We start from the raw sequence: 21,059 nt of genomic DNA on the forward strand, positions 1-21,059 counted from the left end.
TGCGGGCGCGGGTCCTTGAGCTCGAGGCCGTCGACGGCGTGGGGCCCCTGGCTGAGCGGACGCTCCGGCGGTGGCCCACGCCGGGACGTGGGCCGAGCAGCGGGCGGCGCACCTGCGCATCGCGCCAGGCCTCGGTGGATCAGCTCGGCCGCCTCGATCCGCACTGTTGCAGCCGGGACACTCGCGTCCGTTGCGACCCAGTGCGCGCCTGGTGTACCTCTCGCGGAGGCTGGCCAATCCTGCCAACTGCTGCCGGAGCTTCGCTCGATGACGGACGAGATCCTCACCCTGCCTGAGGTCACACAACTGCTGAAGGTCGCGGAGAAGACCGTCAACACGACGACCCGAAAGGGGGAGCCGCCAGCGTTCGAGGTGGGAGGGCCGTGGCGCTTCCGCCGCACGGACCTGGACGCCTGGATCGACGCGAAGACCCGCCGCGCCGCTGGCGAGGAGGCGTCGACGTGACGAGCCCCCTCACCCCACAGGACCGCGCTGCCTTCTACGGCGCTGCGGTGCTCGGCCTCCGCGCGCTCGACGCCCGCGAGACCACGCCGCGCCGCTTCGGCCCCGATGCCGAGGCGCGCTGGACGCAGTTCGCCGGAGCGCTCGGCGCCGGCGACCGCATCGACATCCTGCTGCGCGACGCCGCCGGAACGTGGGGCGCCGCGTTCTCGCCCTCCGAGTGCTTCGGCTTCTTCGGCCTCGCCGACGACGAGCCGTTCGGGCCCGACTGGGGCGGCATCGACGACCACGCCGCGAAGCGCTTGCTGGCCGAACCCGACGCTCCGGCGACGCTCGAGCACATCGCCTACGGGCTCGGCGTGAAGACAGCGGGGGTCCCCGTTCCCCCGATCACGCCGTCGACCAAGCTCGCCGTCGCGGGCGGCACGGCGATCGCCTCGGTCGCCAGGGTGTTCGCCGAGGACCGCGCGCTCTCGTGGACCGATCAGGTCGTGGTCGTCGCCGACAAGGCGGCGTGGCGCCAGCTCGCCGGGCTCGCCGCCGTGCTCCTCGGCGCGCGCGGCCGCACCGCCCTCGTCCGCCCGAGCGAGGGCGCCGACAGCGCCCTGCGCGCTCTGGGCTTCGCACACCTCGACGCCGCGGTCGTCTCGCCCGACGCCGAGCCTCTGGCCGCCGAGCTCGCGCGGAAGGTGGGAGGCAAGTAGTGGCGCTCTCCGAGGGACGCATCCATCGCGGTCGCGCGACCCCGTATCCGTGGGAGCGGCGGGCGCTCGACCTCATCTACGAGCACGCATCCCTCTCGGACACCGACCCGCACCAGGCGTGGGAGCTGCACGAGCTCTACGACCCGTCGTCGGGTCGCCTCTACGAGATCGACCTGCTCTTCCTCTCGCGCCAGGGCCTGTTCCTCGTCGAGATCAAGAGCCACCCCGGCGTGCTCACCGGCGACATCGTCGACTGGACCATCACGGAGGGCGGTCGGCGGCGCACGCTCGAGTGCCCGTATCCCGGCGCGAACCTCAAGGCGAAGGTGCTCGGCGCTCTGCTCGGGCGGCAGCTCGGGCAAGAGCGCCCCTACGTTCACGCGGCGGTCTTCCTCTCCAACGTCACCGAGGTTCGCCTCGACGGCGGTCGGCCACCGTGGCTTTTGCTCCCCGACGACGTGGGCAGCAAGCTCGTGAACGGGCTCGATGGGAGCGACGCGGGGCGTATCGTGAACCGCCCGATGATGAAGCAGCTCCTCCAGGCTGCGCACAAGCTCGGCCTGCGCCCGAGCATCACGGCACGCGTGGTGGGCGGCTACCAGCTCGGCGAGCTGCTCGACGACGGCGACGGCTACCAGGAGCACCTCGCGAAGAACGCCGCCGTCGAGCGCGACCAGGCGCGCGTCCGCAGCTACCTCGTGCCCGCCGCAAGCTCGGCCGACCGGCGCGCGCAGCTCCACCGCGCCGCCCGCCGCGAGGCCCAGACGCTCGCGCAGATCGGCCAGCACCCGGGCATCCTCGCGTATCGCTCGTTCATCGACGACGCGCCGCTCGGACCGGCGGTGCTCTTCGAGGCGTTCGAGGACTCGCTGCCGCTGCACGCCTTCCTCCGTCAGGAGCCGAACCTCACCTTCGACGAGCGGCTCGGGCTCCTGCAGCAGATCGTCGAGGCGGTCGCGCACTGCCACCGCGCGGGTGTCCTGCACCGCAACCTGTCGCCCGCGTCCGTGCTCGTCCGGCGCGCCAGCGACGGCCGCGTTCACGTGCGCCTCCATCGTTTCCAGACCGCCGCGTGGATCGAGCACTCGAGCGTCGGCACGCGCCACTTCCACGACCTGGCGCAAGCCGTCGACCGCCTGTACCAGGCGCCCGAGGTCCTCGCCGACCCGGAGAAGGCCACCTACGAGAGCGACGTGTTCTCGGTGGGTTGCCTCGCGTGGCTCGTGCTCACCGGGCAGCACCCGGCCACGACGCTCCCCGAGCGAGAGCAACGTATCCAGGGCGTGAGGGACGGCGAGGGCGGCCTGCGCCCCTCGGCGGTCCGCGCCGACCTCGCGATCCTCGACGACGCCATCGCGTTCGCGACGCAGCCGAACCTCCACGCGCGCCCCGACGACGTCTCCGACTGGTTCAACACCTTCGTCCTCGAAGCGCTCACGCGCCCGACCGTCGACATCGGCGCCGGCGCCGATCCGCGCGAGGCGCAGAAGGGCGACACGCTCCAGGGCGGCTTCCGCGTCGAGCGGCGCCTCGGCTCCGGCGGCACGGCGCTCGTGCTGCACGTGCGCCGGGAGGGGCGTGACTTCGCGCTCAAGGTCCCGCACGACGCCGGCTGCGGCGAGCGCCTGCTCTCCGAGGCGAAGGCGCTGCGCGAGCTGCGCCACGAGCACATCGTCGCGCTGCGCGACGTCGTGACGCTGGGCGGGCTCCCGTGCTTGCTCCTCGAGTTCGCGGGCGACCGGAGCCTGGGCGACGTGCTGCGCGAGCAGGGGACGCTGCCGCTCGAGCTGGCGCGCCGGTACGGCGACGACCTGCTCTCCGCCGTCCAGTACCTCGAAGAGGCCGGCGTCACCCACCGCGACATCAAGCCGACGAACGTCGGCTTCACGAGCCTGTCGAAGAAGCAGAGCCACCTGCTCTTGCTCGACTTCTCGCTCTCGTCGGCCGACGCCACCGCCGTCACGGCGGGCACGGCCGAGTGGCGCGATCCGTGGCTCTACCTGCGCGGCGCCTGGGACGCCGAGGCCGACCGCTACGCCGCCGCCGCCGTGCTCTACCACGCGCTCACCGGCGCCCGGCCCACGCTCCCGCAGGGCGACGCGACCGCCGAGGTCATGGTCGAGGCCGAGCGCTTCGACGCGGCCGTGCGCGACCGGCTGACCGCGTTCTTCCGCAAGGCCTTCGCCCGCGACCCGAAGGCCCGCTTCGCCAGCGCGGAGGTCATGCGCCAGGCGTGGGTCCAGGCGCTCTCCGCCCCGGCAGAGACGGACGACGGCGCCTCGGCCATCGCGCTCGACCAGGTGCGCCCCGAGACGCCCGTCGACGCGCTGCCGCTGTCGGCCCGCGCGCGCAACGCGCTCGACCGCGCGGGCGTGTCGACGGTCGCCGAGCTCTTGCTCTTGCCGCGCAACCAGCTCTCCGTCGTGCGCGGCGTCGGCACCCACGTCGCCCGCGAGATCATCCGGTGCGCCGATGAGCTCCGGCCGCGCTTCGAGGTCGAGAGCGGGCCGGTCCTGGTGCCTGGCTTCGCGCGCCCGCGGCTGGTCCTCGACGAGCCCGAGGCCGGGATCGACGCCAGCACGGTGGATCGCCTGGTCGCCGCGGGCCTCAAGACCACGGTCGACGCCGCGCTCGCGCCGTCGGTGCGCATCGAGAAGCTCCTCGGGAGAGCGCGCGCCGAGGCGCTGCGGGACCGGCTCGTCGCCATGGCCGCCGCCGAGCCCACGCCGGGCTCGCTGGGGGACTGGTCGCGGGAGCTCATCGGACGCGCCAGCGCGAGCGAGGCGAACCGTCGCCTTCGCGTGCTGGTGGGCCTCGACCCGCTCCCCGACGAGCGCCCCGACACGGGCCTGCCGGCGGCGCGCACCGTGAGCGAGGTCGCAGGGGCCTTCGGCATCGACCCGGCGCAGATCCACTCGAGCCTCCAGTTTCTACGGAACAAGCGGTGGGCCGACAACGCGGCGGCGAGCGCGCTCGCGCAGAGCATCTCGTCCGCGCTCGACGCGGCCGCTCCCGCGACGCCCTTCCTGGATCTCGCGACGGCGCTGGCCAGGGCGCGCACCGACGGCGCGCCGACCGACGACGACGTGCGCACCGCCGCCGCGCTCGTGCGCGTGGCCCTGGAGCTGCGCCCGAGCCCGCCCGCGGTGTGGCGGCGCATCGGCAGCACGCCGTGGGTGGCGCGCGATCCCGAGGTGCTCGACGCGCTCGCCGCGCTCGCCGTGGCCGCCGACCACCTCGCCGCGACCGAGCCGCTCCCCTCCTCCGAGGTCGTGCGCAGCAAGCTCGCCGAGGTCGCCCAGGGCACGCCGCTGGCCACGCTGCCGGCGGACCAGCGCCTCACGCTCGCCGCGCGCGCCAGCACGAACGCCGCGGCCTCGGCGCGCCTCGAGCTCTACCCGCGCGGCATGGACGCGGCGCGCGCGCTCGCCCTCAGCCTCGCCGCGCTCTCGGGCGCGGGCCTCACGCCCGACGTGGTGAAGAAGCGCGTCGCCGCGCGCTACCCCGAGGCCGCGCCGCTCCCGGAGCGGCCGGCCCTCGACGCGCTGCTCGCCCCGCACGGGCTCGTGTTCATGGCCGACGTCGGCGCGGGCGAGTATGCGCGCCCGGGCCAGAGCGCGCACACGTCGATGACCGTGTCGCTGCCCTCGCGAAAGCCCACGGCGCCGGGCCTTCCGCAGCGGGGCAGCCCCGAGGCCCAGCGCGCGGCGGCCTTCCAGGACCAGCTCGATCGCGGCGTCGCGGCGGGCCGGTTCCGGGTGGTGCAGGTGCGCGCCGACGTCGCGAGCCACGCGACCGACGCGCTGGCCGCTGCGCTGAAGACGCAGGCGATCTCGCTCGACCACGCGCTCACGGCCGCCGTCCGCGAGGCCGCCGAGGAGCTCGGCGTCGCGTGGACGAACATCGAGGCCGCCGATCGCCACGGCCCCGACGGCCCGGACTGGCCGCTGCTCGTCGAGCTGGTGCGCCAGGCGATGGATCGCGTCGTGGGCGAGCTCCTCTCGCGCCGCGAGCCGACGCTGGTGCTCACGTGGCCCGGCGCACTCGCGCGCTACGGCCTCGCCGGCGCGCTCCAGCGCATCGTCGACGGCGCCGAGCGCGGTGACGCGCCCGCGATCCTCCTCGTGGTGCCGTCGCACGCCGACGGCGCCGCCCCCTCCATCAACGGCCGGCTGCCCGTTCCCGCGCCGCTGCCGAGCCAGCGGCTCGTCATGCCCGACGCCTGGCTGGCGAACGCCCACAGAGCCGAGAGCTCCCCATGATCGAAGAAATTACTCTCACCGACTTCCTCTCGTTCGGACCCGGTGCTCACACGCTGAAGCTGCAACCCCTCAACGTGCTGATCGGCCCCAACGGGTCCGGCAAGTCGAACCTGATCGAGGCATTCTCGGTGCTGCGCGCGGTTCCGAAGGACTTGCCGCTACCGATCCGCCAGGGGGGCGGTGTCGACGAGTGGCTCTGGCGTGGAGGTGCGCACGAGCACGCTGACTCCGCGGCCATCGAGATCGTCTTCGTGCCCACGGCGATCGCGTCCGGGGCCGTCCGGTACCGTGTCGCGTTCGGGAGCGAGGGAGGAAGCTTCGTCGTGCTCGACGAGCGTATCGAGAATCGCGACGGGTCGCCCAAGCCCTACTTCTACTTCGGCTACGAGAACGGACGCCCCATGCTGAACAGCGCGAAGACGAAGACGGAGGCGCGCGCCCTCGAGCGGGCCGACATCGACCGTACGCAGTCGATCTTGTCGCAGCGTCGCGATCCCGAGATCTTTCCAGAGGTCGCGGCGACGGGAGATCGGCTCAAACAGATCCTCATCTATCGAGCCTGGAGCTTCGGGCCGCAGAGCGCGATTCGCGCGGCGTGCGGTGCCGACGTGCAGACCGACCGGCTCCTGGAGGACTTCTCGAACCTGCCTGCCCGGCTGGCTGTTCTGAAGCGCATCCCTGCGACGAAGAGGCGACTGCTGGAGTTGCTCTCGGAGGTGGCTCCCGGCTTCACCGACGTGGAGGTCATCCCCGAGGGCGGCCAGCTTCGGCTTTACCTCACCGAGGGTGAGCGCAACGTGCCTGCGCACCGGCTGTCGGACGGGACGCTGCGGTTCCTGTCGCTGCTGGCGATCCTCATCGATCCTGGCCCCGCGCGCCTGGTCCTCATCGAGGAGCCGGAGCTCGGCCTCCACCCCGACGTGCTGCCGGCGCTGCGTGACCTGCTCGTCGAGGCGAGCTCTCGCTTCCAGCTAATCGTCACCACGCATTCCACGCAGCTCGTCGACGCGATGACGGAGCACGCCGCCGCGGTCGTCGTCTGTGAAAAGGACGGGAGCACCTCGAAGATGACTCGCCTCGACGCCGACCGGATCGCGCGCTGGAAGGAGTTCGGCTCGCTCGGTCCGCTCTGGCTTTCCGGGCGCATCGGAGGGACGCGATGGTGAAGAGCAGCCATCCCACCCCGCGGCGCGCTCGCGAGCTTTACGTCGAAGGCGGCGGCGACAAGAACCCGAGCCTCGCGAGCGAGTGCAGGAGGGCCTTCAGCAAGCTCTTCGAGCGCGCGGGCGTCACGCAGAGGCCGAGGGTCATCGCGTGTGGCGGCCGCGGGCTCGCCTACAAGCAGTTCTGTGACGCGCACGCGTCGTCGGAGGCCGACACCTGGCTGCTCGTCGACGCGGAGGAGCTCCCGAAGGCGCAGTCGCCGTGGGACCACGTGAAGGCACGAACGGGCGATGGCTGGGATCGCCCAGCCAGCGCGAGCGACGACCAGCTCCAGCTGATGACCGTCTGCATGGAGACGTGGCTCGCCGCCGACGTCGCTGCGATGAAGGACGTCTTCGGACCGAAGCTGGATGACAGCAAGCTCCCGGCGCTCGATCGGCTCGAGAACATGGACAAGAAAGCGATTTACGAGGCGCTCGCAGCGGCCGCCAGGCCCACGAAGGCCGGTGCGTACGCCAAGGGCTCGCATTCCTTCAAGGTGCTCGGGAGGGTCTCACCCGAAGCGATCCGCAAGCTGTCGTGGGGCAAGCGCTTCCTCGACGCGATGGGAGCGACGAAGTGACCGCGCCGACCGGTTTGCCGAAGCTGCTTCAGCCCGCGCTCAAGGCGCTCGAGAAGGACCTCCTTGCGCGCGCGAAGACCGAGCGCGTCGAGGCCGGCCTGAAGAAGACATGGGAGGACGAGCAGAAGGCCGGGCAGACGGGCCTGGGCTTCGACCCCTGGCGGCGCGAGCGCGTGACCCAGCTCGCGGTCGCGTGGATCCTGTCGGTCGTCTTCGTGCGCACGCTTGAAGATCGCGGCCACGTCGATCCGCGCGTGGCGGGCGCGACGGCCGACGCGCTGCGCGCGGCCGAGGACCGCGAGGCGCTCTTCCTCCAGGTCGCGCCGTTCCTCGGGCCGCGCGAGTACCTGCTCGCGGTGTTCCGCGAGCTCTCGAAGCTGCCGGGCGCACGCGACGTCTTTGACACGAAGCACAACCCGGTCTGGGTGCTCTCGCCGTCGAGCGAGGGCGCCCGGGCGCTGCTCGACTTCTTCCGCAAGCGCGACGCGAGCGGTGCGCCTGCCCTGGTGTTCGCGGGGGAGGACACGCGCTTCCTCGGCGACCTGTACCAGGACCTCTCCGAGGCGGTGCGCAAGCGCTACGCGCTGCTCCAGACGCCGGAGTTCGTGGAGGAATTCATCCTCGACCAGACGCTCGATCCGGCCATCGCGGAATTCGGGCTGAAGGAAGTGACCCTCATCGACCCGACCTGCGGCTCGGGCCACTTCCTCCTCGGCGCGTTCCGGCGGCTGCTCGGTCGCTGGCAGAAAGAGGCGCCGGCCGAGCACATCGCGGACCTCGCGCGTCGCGCGCTCGACCAGGTCTACGGCGTCGATATCAATCCGTACGCGGTGGCGATCGCGCGCTTCCGCCTCGTGCTCGCGGTGCTCGACGCGGTGGGCATCAAGCGGCTCGAGCGCGCGCCCGATATCAAGCCGAATGTCGTCGTCGCGGACAGCCTGCTGCATCGCTTCGAGCAGCGCGTGCTCAGCGTCGGGCAGATGTCGATGGACGACGACCTGCGCTGGGGCGACAGGCTCTTCCGCCTGGAGAATCGCGGTGACGTCGAGCGTGTGCTCACCAAACGGTTCCACGCTGTGGTCGGCAACCCGCCGTACATCACCGAGAAGGACGCGCTAAAGCGGAAGAAGTACCGCGACATGTACAAGAGCGCCGCGGGCAAGTACTCGCTCTCCGCGCCTTTTACGGAACGCTTCTTCGACCTCGGTGTTGCAGGCGGCTACGTAGGACTCATCAACAGCAACGCCTGGGCGAAGCGCGACTTCGGCAAGACGCTTATCGAGAAGGTTCTTCCGCGTCTCGATGTGCAGAAGGTCATCGACACGTCGGGTTGCTACCTGCCAGGTCACGGCACGCCGACGCTGCTGCTCTTCGGGCGCAATCGCTCTGAGAGCGATGCGCCCGCAATAGCTGTCCTCGGGAAGCGCGGCGAGCAGGAAGTTCCGGCTGACCCGTCGAACGCGCCGGTGTGGTCGGAGCTTGTCCGCCACCACGACGAGGTAGGGTTCGAAGGTCTCCACGTATCCGTCGAGCGATTGACCCGCTCGGACCTGCGGCGGCAGCCGTGGATTCTCGCGGGCGGTGGCGCGCGGAGTCTCTACGCACTGCTGCATAAGTCCGGTGCGCAATCGCTCGAGAAGCTCACGAGTGACCTGGGCTACGCGTCCTTTCCAGGGATGAACGACGCCTTCGTAGTTCCGCCCCACACGGGGCGGAACATCCGTATCCCGGCGGCGTATCTCCGCGACTTCGTCGGTGGTGAATCCGTTCGCGACTGGCGCTTTCATCCTGGTTCCGTTGCGCTGGCGCCGTACGACGATGCACATGCGCTCGTGGGCCTTCCGCAGCTTGGTGAAGCGCGCCGTCACTTCTGGTCGTTCCGAACCACGATCCTCTCGACGACGGATTTTGGTGGTGCGACCAGAGCGGACGGTGGAGAGCCGCACTGGGCTTGGTACCGTTGGCAACCGAACCGCTATTCGGCGGCGATGCGACTTTCGCTTCCCTATGTCTCTACGCACAACCATTTTGCATTGGATCGCGGCGGTATCGTCTTTAACCAGCACGCGCCAGTCCTCATCATTCGGAATGAATACGGCGAAGCTGACTACCAGGCCCTCCTCGGCTACCTAAACTCGTCCACCGTCGCGTTCTGGTGCCGCCTCGTGATGTTCCCCAAAGGCGGCGACCAGGTTGGCGAGGGCGCGCGGCTCTCGAAAACGCCGTGGCAAGACCGCCTCGAGTACGCCGGCAACCTGCTTCAACAGCTTCCGGTCCCGAAGCTAGACGACCTGCGCGCGAAGCTCCTCGAGCTCGTCGTCGCGGCCGAAGAGATCGTCCGGCAGATGGCCGAGCAAGCGCCCGAAAAGGTCGTGGCGACGACTCTTGCAGCGACTCCCAAGCTCGCCGCACTTCGTGAGGCACGCACCAAGACCCTCGCCGAGCGTGCTCGCCTGCGCGGCATCCTCGTGTCGCTTCAAGAGGAGATGGACTGGCGCGTCTATGGAATCTTCGGTCTGCCAACGATCGAAGCGCCGTCCGTCGACGCGGTGCGCATGCCCGTGGAGCCGAACCATCGGCCCTTCGAGGTGCGCCTGGCGCGCGAGGTTGCAACCGATATCTCCGCCTCCGAGTGGTTTCGGGTCCATAAGCGCGCCGCTCCGAAGGACGTCGGCGGCCCGCTCGCCGACCTCTATCGCCAGCGGCTGCGCCTGCTCGATGATCCCGAGCACGGCAAGCAGCTTCGTTTGCTCGAGACGCCGGAGACGAAGCGCCGCTGGTCGCAGCCCGACGACATCAAGGCGTTCTCCGACGCCGTGCGGAAGTCGCTCCTTGAGCGCATCGAGGCGTCGTTCCGCGAGCAGTCGCAGCCCGAGCTACGCACCGCACGCCAGCTCGCCCTGGAGCTCGGGCGCGATCCGGCTGTCGCCGCCGCCCACGAGATGCTCACCGAGGAGAGCGGCCTCGACCTCGTGAAGCTCCTCTCCGAGCTCGTCGACGCCGAGGGCGTGCCCTTCCTCGCCGGCTACCGCTACGCCGAGACCGGCATGGAGAAGCGCGCGAGCTGGGAGGAGACCTGGCGCCTGCAGCGCCTCGAGGACGAGGGCAAGCTCGCGCCCGAGCTCGCGCGCCTGAAGCTCAAGGCCATCCCCGTGCCCGACAAGTACGCTCCCAAGGACTTCCTGCGCCACACCTGGGGGCTGCGCGGCAAGCTCGACGTGCCGAAGGAGCGCTTCGTCACCGTGCCCGGTGGCAACACCGACGAGGACACGACGCCGCTCGTCGGCTGGGCGGGCTGGGACCCCCTGCAGACCGCGCAGGCGCTCTCCGGCCTCTACCAGCGCCGCAAGACCGAGGACGGCTGGCAGAAGGACCGCCTCGTCCCGCTGCTCGCCGGCATTGCCGAGCGCGTCCCGTGGCTCCTCCAGTGGCACAACGAGCCGAGCGACGCCTTCGGCGGGATGAAGCTCGGCGAGTTCTTCCGCGATTTCGTCGCCGGGGAAGCGCACGCGCTGGGCGTCGCGGTGGACTTCACGAAGGCGACCGACGACCTGCGCACGTGGACGCCGCCCGCCGCGCCGAAGCGCACGACCGTCGACCCGAACGAGGTGCTCGCCGCCCTCCAGGGCTGGAAACCCGAGGTCGAAGAGGACGAGGACGACGGCGAGGAAGCCGAGCTCCCCGAGGGACCGACGGACGTCGAGCTCGCGAGCGCCGTGGGGGTCACCAAGGCGGTGGTCGCCAGGGCGCTGAAGAAGCTCATCGCCGACGGGCTGGTGGAGAAGCTCTCCGGGCGCCCCGCTCGGTACGTGGCCACGGGAGACCAAGCATGACGACACGCATCCACGACCTGCTCGACCTGCCGGAGGCCGTCCGCAAGGGCGATTTCGTGCAGGATCTCACCGGAGGTATCGCGCAGCCCGAGCGCACGGTGAAGGACTACGCGATCACGCCGAAGATCGTGCAGACCTTCGAGCACGCGCTGTCGATCATCGGAAGCGCGCTGCGCGACGGGCGCAGCCAGGCGGCGTACCTCCACGGGTCGTTCGGCGCGGGCAAGAGCCACTTCATGGCGGTGCTCGACCTGATGCTCGCCGACCACCCTGCGCCGTGGAGCCGCGGCGAGCTGCACGCGCTGCGCGGCAAGAACGCGTGGATCGGCAAGAAGAAGCTCCTCCAGCTCCCGATCCACATGCTCGGCGCGCAGGACATGGAGTCGAAGATCCTGGGCTCCTATGTCGCCTGGGTGGCCAAGAACCACCCCGACGCGCCGACGCCCGCCGTCTACGCCGACCAGGGCCTCTTCGAGGACGCGCGCCGCCTGCGCGCCACGCTCGGCGACGACGTGTTCTTCGGCAAGCTGAACGGCGGCGTCCAGCAAGCGGCGAGCGGCTGGGGCAAGCTCGCGCAGAAGCGGGAGTGGGACGCGGCCAGCTTCGACGCCGCGGCCTCCGCGCAGTACGTCGGCGAGGGCGACCGCGACGCCCGGAGCCCGCGCGCCAGGCTGTTCAGCGATCTGGTGCGGACCTTCTTCACGTCGTGGACCGCGCAGCAGGGGCGCTTCGTCGACCTGGACACCGGGCTCGGCGTCATGAGCCGCCACGCGAAGTCGCTCGGCTTCGATGCCCTCGTGCTCTACCTCGACGAGCTGGTGCTGTGGCTCGCGGGCAACTCGAGCGATCTGCCCTTCGTCGGCCGCGAGGTGCAGAAGATGGTGAAGCTCAAGGAGGCGCAGGACGCCGACCGCGCCATCCCCATCGTGAGCTTCATCGCGCGCCAGCGGGATCTGTCGCAGTTCCTCGGCGAGCAGGCGCAGGGAGCGGTGCGGACCGAGCTGTCGCGCAACCTCTCGCACCACGACGGCCGCTTCGAGACCATCACGCTCGCCGACTCGAACCTCCCGGCCATCGTCGCCCACCGCGTCGTGCGCCCGAAGGACGAGTCCGCCGCGCAGCGCCTCGCCGATGATTTCGCCAGGACGTGGCGCGCGGCCGGACAGGCGCAGAGCGTGCTCATCGGCAGCGAGGGTGACGAGGCCGACTTCAAGAAGGTGTATCCGTTCTCGCCCGCGCTCATCGAAGCGCTCGTGGCGCTCTCGGACTGCCTGCAGCGTGAGCGCACCGCGATCCGCATCCTGATGGAGCTGCTCGTCAGCCACCTGCCGGATCTCGAGCTCGGCCGCGTGGTGCCCGTGGGCGACGCGTTCGACGCCCTCGCCGAGAGCGAGGACCCGATCGACGACCCGGTGATGAAGGCGCGCTTCGATCGCGCGCGCGATCTCTATCGCGAGAGCTTCTTGCCCATCATCCGGCGGCAGCACGACACCGACAACCCGGCCGCGTGCCAGCGCCTGCGAGAGGACCACGACCGTCGCCTCGGCTGCAGCGGCTGCCAGCAGCGCATGTGCCGCAACGACAACCGGCTCGCCAAGACGCTGCTGATGGCGGCGCTCGTGCCCGACGCCAGGCCGTTCAAGGGGCTGACGGTGAAGCGGCTCGCGCACCTGAACCACGGCGCCATCGCGTCGCCCATCCCCGGCGCCGAGATGCAGGTGGTCGTGAAGCGGCTCCGCGACTGGGTGAGCCAGGTCGGCGCGCTCCGCCTCGGAGAGCAGGCCGATCCCGAGGTGAGCATCCACCTCGCGGGCGTCGATCTCCAGCCGATCCTCGCGCACGCCGCCGAGGCCGATACGACCGGCGCGCGCAAGAACGCGATGCGGCGCCTCCTGTTCGAGGCGCTCGCGCTCGACAGCGAGGGCACGGTGGTCGAGGCCGAGCTGCCCTTCCACGGGACGCGCCGCAAGGGCCGCGCCCGCTTCGGCAACGTCCGCGAGATGGACGACACCACGCTGACCTGCCCCCGCGAGTACGAGTGGCAGGTCATCATCGACTACCCCTTCGACGAGCGCGGCCACGGCCCCGACGAGGACCTGCGCACCGTCGAGCGCTACCGCGACACGCGCCCCGCCGGCGCGCCGCCGAACCCCACGGTGGTGTGGCTGCCCACGTTCTTCTCGCACGCGCTCGAGCGCGAGCTCGGCGAGCTGGTCGTCCTCGAGCACATCCTCGACGGCGACGCGCGCAAGTACCTCGGGCACCTGCGCGTCGAGGATCAGGCGACGGCCCGCGCCGACCTGACGAGCCTGCGCGCGCAGAAAGAGGCGCTGGTGAAGCGCACGCTGGCGCAGGCCTACGGCCTCGCGATGGCGAATGACAGCGCGTTCCTCGACCGGTCCCGCACCGTGGACGAGCACTTCATCCCCTTGCTCGGGGATCTCGACATCCGCGCGGTCCTCGCCGGCACGATGAAGGACGGCTTCCGCCAGGTCGTCGACATGGTGCTGTCGAAGCAGTACCCGCACCACCCGCGCTTTGACGGGACGGTGTCGGCGACGCGCATGGAGAAGGTCGGCGCGCTCGTCGAGAAGCTGCTCGACGAGCGCGACCGCCGCATGAACGTCGAGAAGGGCGAGCGCAACGACCTGCGCGCCTACGCCGATCCGCTCGGCATCACCGAGACGGGCGACGTGGCGGTGCTGCTGCGCGAGCGCCCCTTCCAGGAGATCGAGCAGCAGCGTCGGCAGGCCGGCATCGACACGCCGACCGTGGGCAACGTGCGCGGCTGGCTCGATCCGCAGCGCACGCGCGGCCTGCCCGCCGAGGTCGAGGACGTGCTCATCTCGCTCTACGCCTCGTGGAGCGGCCGGACCTTCCGCCGCGGCGGCAAGAGCTACACGCTGCCTCGCCCGGGCCAGCTCCCGGACGACGTCGAGCTGCTGCGCCCCGAGCTGCCGACGCAGGCCGAGTGGACCGAGGCGCTCAACCGCGCCGGCGAGCTCTTCGGCGTGGCGATCGGCGGCCGCTCGCTCGGCGCGCGCAACCTCTCGGCCTTCGCGGAAAAGGTGAAGGAAAGGCTCGAGGCCGCGCGCGACGCTGCCGAGCTGCCCGCCGCGCTCGAGCCGAGGGTGCGCGACTGGGCCGAGCCCGAAGCGGCGCCCCGGCTGGTCACGGCGCGGGCCTCTGCGGCGCTGATCGCGCAGCTCGCGCGCGGCGACGGCGCCTCCATCGTGCGCGACCTCGCGGGCTTCACGCCGAAGACATCGATCGCCGCGATGGCCCGGAACTTCAAGACGGCCGCTGCCAGCAAGCACCTCCTCGAGGAGGACGCGCGCTGGATCTTGTTCCGGCAGGTGAAGGGGCTCCTCGGCGACGCCGAGCGCGGCGAGCGTGCGAAGCTGCTCCTCGCGGACCTCGCCGCGCTGCTCACCGCGGACGAGGTCAACAAGATGCTCGCCGACGGCCTGGGCGACCTGACCCGCCGCGCAGACGAGCTGCTGCGTGTGCCGACGGACCCCAAGCCGCCGGTGGGTGTGGATGAAGAGGTCGTGCTCGAGGCTTCGAACGACCTCGCCTCTGCCAAGGCGGCGGCGAAGGCGCTGCGTGAGCTGGCCGAGCGGCTCGAGGCGGAAGGGCGGGACGCCTCACGCATCGAGATCCGCCTCAAGGCGTGGAAGCGGAGGCCGGAATGACCGGGGCGCCGCTCCTCTCGGAGGCCGACGTTCGCTTGGAGGTGGAGCGGCTGTTCCGGCGCCACCATCGCTCGAAGCTGCTCGCGCTCTTCGGTCGAGGGCAGCCCGGGCGCTTCGAGCTCGACGGCTTCCAGTGGGAGATCGTTCCGACGGCATGCGAGCTGGAGCTCCGCGCGAAGCTGCCAGCCCCGGGCGAGCAGCGTGCGACCGGCAGCGTGTACCTGGTCGACTGGGCCGAGGACGCGCTGCCGCTCGACGTCTCGTGCCGGCTCGCAGGCGGGCGCATCTATCACGTCGCGCGCGACGCGCGGCTCGCCGCGCTGTTCGGCGCGCGCCAGATCGATCCGGGCCTGGCGTCGACGGCGCTCGCGCGGCTCGTGCTCTCGGGGGGCGTCGAGGGGCTCCGCAAGATCACCGGGCTCCGGCTCACGCGCGACGACCTCTGGAAGCGCGTGCTCGAGGCGCGCTTCGGCGTCCCCGAGGGCGCGCTCGAGACGGCGGCTGCGTGGCTGCGCTGGGTGCGCAGCTCCGACGCGGGCCCGGCGTTCGTCAAGGCGTGCGAGGGCGACGACCTCTTGCGGGCCGTGCGCCGCGAGCTGCTCGACTGGCTCGAAGAGCGGCTTCCCGCCGTCGGCGTGCTCAGCTTCCGCGCGTGGGAGCTCGGCCTCGTCGACCGCGCGCTGCAGGCGCTCTTGCTCCTCGTGGCCGTCGAGCAGAGCGAGGACGCCTACCTGCGTGGGCTCGTGGACGGACAGGTCGCGAGCATCGCGCCCGGGCTCGCCAGGGAGGTCCGTGCGGTTCATGCCGGCGGCGGTGCGCAGGCGCTGCTCGAAGCGGCGCTGTCCGTCGAGGAGGCCGGCGATCGGCGGCTGCTCGACGAGGCGGAGGCGCACGCCGTGAGCGGTGGCGCGTCCGCGCTCGCCGCGGCCAGCGACTGGCTGCCGGCTGGCCACGCCGCGCGCGAGGACGCCGTCGCGACCGCGCTGACCAGGTTCGTCGAGGCGCCCAGCCCCGAGGCGCTCGAAGCGCTGCTCGCGGCCTTCGACCGCTTGAGCGCGCACCGCCTGGACCGCGCGATCCGTCGCTCGGAGCACGTCGAGGCGCGGAAGATGGCGGCGCGCCTCTCCGCGTGGCTCCTCGCGCGCCGGGTGCGCCCGCAGCTCGCCGAGCACGGCACCCCGTACCAGGCGGCGATCGACCTCGCGCGCCGCTACGCCGAGGAGGGCGGCTTCCTCGACTGGGCTCGCCAGAGCCTCCGAGGCATGCGCGGCGCGGGCGACGCGCTCCTGGCGGCCGCGCGTCGCCTGAGCGAGGCGGTCGACCTGGTCGCGCGGGCCGACGACCAGCGCTTCGCCGGGGCGTACGTGGCGTGGGTCGACGCCGGGAAGCCCTCGAACGAGGTGCTGCCCATCGAGCACGTCACGAAGCGCGTCGTCGCGCAGTTCCTCAAGGGCGGCGAGCACCGGCGGCTGCTCCTCGTTCTGATGGACGGCATGAGCTACGCGGCGGCGGTGCAGGTGCTCCAGCGCCTGCGCGACCAGCGCCGCTGGAACCCGATCGCGTGGCGCACGCCCGGCTGGAACGGGCTGCTCCCGATCCCGCCCGTGCTGGCGGCGGCGCCCACGCTGACCGAGGTGAGCCGCGCTGCGCTCTTCGCGGGCGTGGCCGACCCCCGCTTCGGCGACCAGGGCACCGACAAGGACGACGCGCGCTGGGCGTCGAACCCTCACGTACGCGGGCTGGTCGGCGATGAGCCGCTCAAGGTGTTCTTCCGCCGCGACATTCAGGCCGGGCACGAGCTCGTCGACGAGGTGAAGCAGGCCGTGGCCGGGGACCAGCGCGTCGTCGCCGTCGTCGTGAACGCCATCGACGAGCAGCTCAAGGGCAGCCTCCAGGTCGCCGTCGATTACAGCAACACCCCGATCCTCCCGCTCGATGCGCTGCTGAGCGCGGCGGACGGCGCGGAGCGCGCGGTGCTGCTCGTGGCGGACCATGGACACGTCGCGGGCGACGCGATGCGCGTCGCGAGCGGGCGCATCCCGCCGGGCCGCGAGGGGGGCGCCCGCTGGCGCGCGCTGGCCGAAGGCGAGCAGCCGCAGGACGGCGAGGTGCTCCTGCCCCGGACCTCGTGGAAGCCGCGCGGAGCGGCCGGCGTCGCCGCGCTCTGGGACACGGCCCTCGCGAACCGCGCGCCGCGTTACGGCGAGCACGGCGGGCTCTCGCTCGCCGAGGCGGTCGCCCCGGCGTTCCTCATCGGGCCCGAGTGGCTCGATCGCGTCGCGGGCGAGGACGTCGAGCTCTCGTGCCGCGTCCTGCCGGAGCCCGACTGGTGGGCGCTCAAGATCGCGCGGCCGGCGGCCCCGCCCGCGGCGGTGGAGGAGCCCAGGGCGCCCACGACGGCGCAGCTCGAGCTCATCCCCGTCGAGCCCGCCAGGACGCCCACGGCGCGGCCCCCCGCGCCCGCGGAGCCCGCGCTCGTGACGCGCCTGCGCGCGTCCAAGCTCTTCACGCAGCAGGTCGCCGGTGTCCCGAAGCCCGACGTCGAGCGCGTGCTCACCTGGCTCGCCGTGCTCGTCGAGTCGGGCGGCAGCCTGGCCGCCGCCGACTTCGCGCGGCTGTGCGGTGTGCGGCCCCACCAGGTCGGCGGGGTCGTCGCGCGCATGGGGGTCCTGAACGTCGACGGATTCGCCATCGTCGAGCACGACGTCGCGGGCCGCCGCGTCGTTCTGCACAAGGCGAGGCTGCTGTCGCAATTTGGAGTGACGGAATGAGCAAGCCCAGCGTGCTGCTCCGCAAAGACGTCATCGAGGCGCTGCGCCGAGGAACGGTGCCACGCCGCGGACTCGACCTGTTCGCGGTGGGGACCGACCGGTTCGAAGTCTCGTTGAAGGAGGAGCTGGAGCGCTGCGCCACGGGCGGCGCGGTGTTCAAGGCGCTGCGCGGCGACTTCGGTTGCGGCAAGAGCTTCACCGCGCGCTGGTACCAGCAACAGGCGCTGGCGCGAGGCTTCGCCGTCGCCGAGGTGCAGATTTCCGAGAACGACACGCCGCTGCATCGACTCGAGACGGTCTACCGCCGAGCGATGGAAGGACTGCGCACGGCCGAGTGGGACACAGGCGCGTTCCGCGCGATCATCTCGCAGTGGCTGATGGGCCTCGAAGAAGAGGTCTCGCGCACGCTTCGCGATCCCGACGACTTGAAGGCGCTGGCCGACGGCGTCGGCGACCTGCTCGAGGCGCGCTTGAAGGACGTGAGCGCAGTGCAGCCGCAGTACGCAGCGGTGCTGCGCGCGTATCACGCCGCCGAGGTGGCCGAGGACCACGCGCTCGCCGAGGGGCTCATCGCGTGGCTGATGGGTCAGCCCAACGTCAGCGCGGATATCAAGAAGCGGGCGGGCATCAAGGGCGAGATCGACCACACCGGCGCGCTCGGCTTCTTGCGTGGACTGCTCGCGGTCTTGCAGCAGTGCGGGCGACCGGGGCTTCTGCTCGTCCTCGACGAGGTCGAGACCATCCAGCGCGTTCGCTCCGACAGCCGCGACAGGAGCCTCGAGGCGATCCGCAAGCTGATCGACGATCTGTACGGCGGTCGCTTCGCGGGGCTCTACATCCTCATCACCGGCACGCCCGCGTTCTTCGACGGGCCGAACGGCGTGAAGCGCCTGCCGCCGCTCGCGCAGCGTCTGCACGTCGACTTCTCGGGCGACCCGAAGTGGGACAACCCGCGCGACGTCCAGGTGCGCCTGTTCCCGTTCGACCAGGAGCGGCTCATCGAAGTGGGCCGCCGGGTGCGGGACCTGTACCCGACGGACCACCTTGAGCGAATGGCGGCGCGCGTCACCGACGCGGTGCTGACGGGGCTCGCGAACCAGGTCGCGGGGAAGCTCGGCGGCAAGGTCGGCGTGGCCCCGCGCATCTTCTTGCGGAAGCTCGTCGCGGCCATCCTGGACCGGGTCGACCTGTTCCCCGACTTCGACCCGGCCAGGGACCTCGATATCCGCATCGACGCCGAGGAGCTCACGCTCGAAGAGCAGGCCGCAGCCGCCGGCAGGAAGCCTGACGACATCGAGCTCGACCTGTGACGACGCGCCCGGACGTCATCGACCGCCTGAGCCCCGCCGTTCGCTACCAGATCGCGAACGGGCTGGGATGGAGCGGTCTTCGTCCGGTCCAGGCGCTCTCGACCGAGGCAATCCTCGACGGGGCCAACTGCGTTGTGCTCGCGCCCACCGCGGGCGGCAAGACGGAGGCGGCGTTCTTGCCGCTCCTCTCGAAAATGGATGTCGAGGACTGGCGCGGCGTCTCGGTGCTCTACGTCGCGCCGATCCGCGCGCTCCTCAACAACCAGGAGGCGCGGCTCTCGAAGCTCACGGGGCTCATTGGAAGGCGCGCCGGCAAGTGGCACGGCGACGTGAAGGAGCCCGCGCGCAAGCGCCTTGTCGGCGACCCGCCCGACGTGCTGTCCATCACGCCCGAGTCGCTCGAAGCGATGCTGCTCTCGACGCGCACGCCCGCGCGCCGCTTGCTCGCGCATGTGCGCGCCGTGGTGGTCGACGAGGTACACGCCTTCGCGGGCGACGATCGCGGGGCTCACCTCGTCGCGCTGCTCGAGCGCATTTCACGCATTGCGGAGGCGGACATCCAGCGCATCGGCCTGTCGGCGACCGTCGGTGATCCCGAGGTCATCGTCACGTGGCTCAGCGGCAGCAGCCTGAGGCCCCAGCGCGTCGTCGACCCGGGCGGCGCACGCAAGCCGCCGGACCTGCACCTGGACTTCGTCGGCACGCTGGACAACGCGGCGCTCCTCATCGACCGCCTTGACCCGGGCACGCGGCGCCTGGTCTTCGTCGACAGCCGCAGGCGCGTCGAGCAGCTCGGTCACCGGCTCTCGCAGCGCGGCGTGGACGTCTATCTATCGCACTCGTCGCTGGCGCTCTCCGAGCGAACCGCCGCCGAGAAGGCGTTCGAGGAGGGCACCAATTGCGTCATCGTCGCGACGAGCGCGCTGGAGCTCGGCATCGACGTCGGCGATCTCGATCACGTGATTCAGATCGACGCGCCGAGCAGCGTCTCGTCGTTCCTGCAGCGCATGGGCCGAACGGGTCGACGGGCGGGCTCGACCGCGAACTGCACCTTCCTCGCGACCGACAACGACGCGCTCCTGCGCGCGGCCGCCATCATCGACCTGTTCCGGCGCGGCTACGTGGAGCCCGCGAGCCCCTCGGCGTGGGCGCCCCACGTGCTCGCGCACCAGGCCATCGCGCTCTCGATGCAGGAGCAGGGCTCGGCCTCGCACGGGTGGTGGAGCTGGCTTGAAGGCTGCGCCGCCTTCCGCGATGTCTCCGCAGAGGAGCGTGAGAGCATCGTCCGCCACATGGTCGACAGCGACATCCTCGTCGACGCCGACGCGCGGCTCGCGCTCGGCGCCAGGGGCGAGCGGCTCTATGGCGCGCGGAACTTCCTCGAGCTGTACGCGGTGTTCTCGACACCCCGCGTGCTGCGCGTGACGCACGGCCAGACGGAGGTCGGCGTCGTCGATGCCTCGTTCCTCCAGGACAAGGAGCGCCAGAGCCCGAACTTCGTCCTTGCCGGACGCCCATGGCGCATTGTCGGCGTCGACTGGAGGGGCGGCACATGTTCCGTCGAGCCCGCAGAGGCGGGCGGGTACCCGCGCTGGTTCGGACACCCCATGAGCCTCGAGCGCTCGTTGTGCCAGGCGATGCGCCGAGTTCTGGCGGGGAACGACTCCGATCCATCATGGTCGAAGCGCGCTGTCGCCGCGCTCGAGGCGCAACGCGAATCGCACGCCTTCCTTGACGACGGCGCGTTACCCCTCGAAGAAGACCCCGATGGCCGCTGCCGCTGGTGGACCTTTGGCGGCGGCGCCGGCAACCGCGTCCTGGCGGGCCTCCTGGAGCTGGAGCTCGGCGCCCGCGTCTCGCCCGGGAACACGTTCATCACCTTCGCCGAGGGGGCCGCCGAGAGCGCGGTCGCGATCCGGCAGGCCATCGACGCGCTCGCCGCCCGTGCGCCGCTCGGCTGGGCCGACGCCGCGCGCCTCGTCGATCCTGGCCAGCGCTCGCGCGTGTCGAAGTTCCAGCCGTGCCTTCCGCCGGAGATCGAGCACGGCCTCATCGCCCGCGAGACGATGAACGTCGACGACGCGAACGCGACCCTCGCGGCGTGGAGACGCGGTGCGACGAGCCAGGAGGGAGAGGTATGATGGCGCCATTCTCCGCGGCCGATTCCGCCCTGAGATATCTGGTTTAGGCTGTTACCGAGCAGGCTATTCCAGACCGAGAGCTTGTACGACGCGCG

10 protein-coding genes are annotated in these 21,059 nt (G+C 71.4%); all 10 read left to right on the forward strand.

Annotation, left to right across the window (positions count from 1 at the left end):
- The first annotated feature begins 267 nt into the window (after positions 1-267).
- The 10 genes from WMF31_RS30930 to WMF31_RS30975 are packed head-to-tail and all read left to right on the forward strand — an operon-like array spanning position 268 to position 20,964.
- Positions 268-465, forward strand: coding sequence for a helix-turn-helix domain-containing protein (locus WMF31_RS30930; protein WP_129345947.1), 198 nt, complete (start codon positions 268-270; stop codon positions 463-465).
- Positions 462-1,166, forward strand: a complete 705-nt coding sequence (locus WMF31_RS30935; protein ID WP_436605386.1) for a hypothetical protein — start codon at positions 462-464, stop codon at positions 1,164-1,166. The genes WMF31_RS30930 and WMF31_RS30935 overlap by 4 nt, the downstream gene beginning before the upstream one ends.
- On the forward strand, positions 1,166-5,428 hold the full coding sequence (locus WMF31_RS30940; protein ID WP_436605387.1) for a protein kinase domain-containing protein: 4,263 nt from the start codon (positions 1,166-1,168) through the stop codon (positions 5,426-5,428). The genes WMF31_RS30935 and WMF31_RS30940 overlap by 1 nt, the downstream gene beginning before the upstream one ends.
- Positions 5,425-6,594 carry an AAA family ATPase gene (locus WMF31_RS30945; protein WP_436605388.1) on the forward strand — a complete coding sequence of 390 codons (1,170 nt, stop codon included), beginning with the start codon at positions 5,425-5,427 and terminating at the stop codon, positions 6,592-6,594. Before WMF31_RS30940 ends, WMF31_RS30945 begins: the two co-directional genes overlap by 4 nt.
- Positions 6,588-7,214 carry a DUF4276 family protein gene (locus tag WMF31_RS30950; RefSeq protein WP_436605389.1) on the forward strand — a complete coding sequence of 209 codons (627 nt, stop codon included), beginning with the start codon at positions 6,588-6,590 and terminating at the stop codon, positions 7,212-7,214. The genes WMF31_RS30945 and WMF31_RS30950 overlap by 7 nt, the downstream gene beginning before the upstream one ends.
- Entirely contained in the window at positions 7,211-11,047 is a 3,837-nt protein-coding gene (gene pglX, locus WMF31_RS30955; protein WP_436605390.1) for a BREX-2 system adenine-specific DNA-methyltransferase PglX, read from the forward strand. Before WMF31_RS30950 ends, pglX begins: the two co-directional genes overlap by 4 nt.
- Positions 11,044-14,742: a hypothetical protein gene (locus tag WMF31_RS30960; protein ID WP_436605391.1), complete on the forward strand. Its 3,699-nt coding sequence runs from the start codon at positions 11,044-11,046 to the stop codon at positions 14,740-14,742. The genes pglX and WMF31_RS30960 overlap by 4 nt, the downstream gene beginning before the upstream one ends.
- Entirely contained in the window at positions 14,739-17,513 is a 2,775-nt protein-coding gene (gene pglZ, locus WMF31_RS30965; RefSeq protein WP_436605392.1) for a BREX-2 system phosphatase PglZ, read from the forward strand. Before WMF31_RS30960 ends, pglZ begins: the two co-directional genes overlap by 4 nt.
- On the forward strand, positions 17,510-18,823 hold the full coding sequence (brxD, locus tag WMF31_RS30970; RefSeq protein ID WP_129345933.1) for a BREX system ATP-binding protein BrxD: 1,314 nt from the start codon (positions 17,510-17,512) through the stop codon (positions 18,821-18,823). The genes pglZ and brxD overlap by 4 nt, the downstream gene beginning before the upstream one ends.
- Positions 18,820-20,964: a DEAD/DEAH box helicase gene (locus WMF31_RS30975; RefSeq protein ID WP_129345931.1), complete on the forward strand. Its 2,145-nt coding sequence runs from the start codon at positions 18,820-18,822 to the stop codon at positions 20,962-20,964. Before brxD ends, WMF31_RS30975 begins: the two co-directional genes overlap by 4 nt.
- The last annotated feature ends 95 nt before the right edge of the window (positions 20,965-21,059 follow it).

The organism is Sorangium sp. So ce1036, assembly GCF_051369805.1.
GTDB classification, from domain to species: domain Bacteria; phylum Myxococcota_A; class Polyangia; order Polyangiales; family Polyangiaceae; genus Sorangium; species Sorangium cellulosum_F.

Bases quoted from the DNA above. Each gene is read 5' to 3' on its own strand.
- pglZ (WP_436605392.1), top strand. From the start codon at position 14,739: ATGACCGGGGCGCCGCTCCTCTCGGAGGCCGACGTTCGCTTGGAGGTG.
- WMF31_RS30950 (WP_436605389.1), top strand. From the start codon at position 6,588: ATGGTGAAGAGCAGCCATCCCACCCCGCGGCGCGCTCGCGAGCTTTAC.
- WMF31_RS30960 (WP_436605391.1), top strand. From the start codon at position 11,044: ATGACGACACGCATCCACGACCTGCTCGACCTGCCGGAGGCCGTCCGC.
- WMF31_RS30930 (WP_129345947.1), top strand. From the start codon at position 268: ATGACGGACGAGATCCTCACCCTGCCTGAGGTCACACAACTGCTGAAG.
- WMF31_RS30945 (WP_436605388.1), top strand. From the start codon at position 5,425: ATGATCGAAGAAATTACTCTCACCGACTTCCTCTCGTTCGGACCCGGT.
- brxD (WP_129345933.1), top strand. From the start codon at position 17,510: ATGAGCAAGCCCAGCGTGCTGCTCCGCAAAGACGTCATCGAGGCGCTG.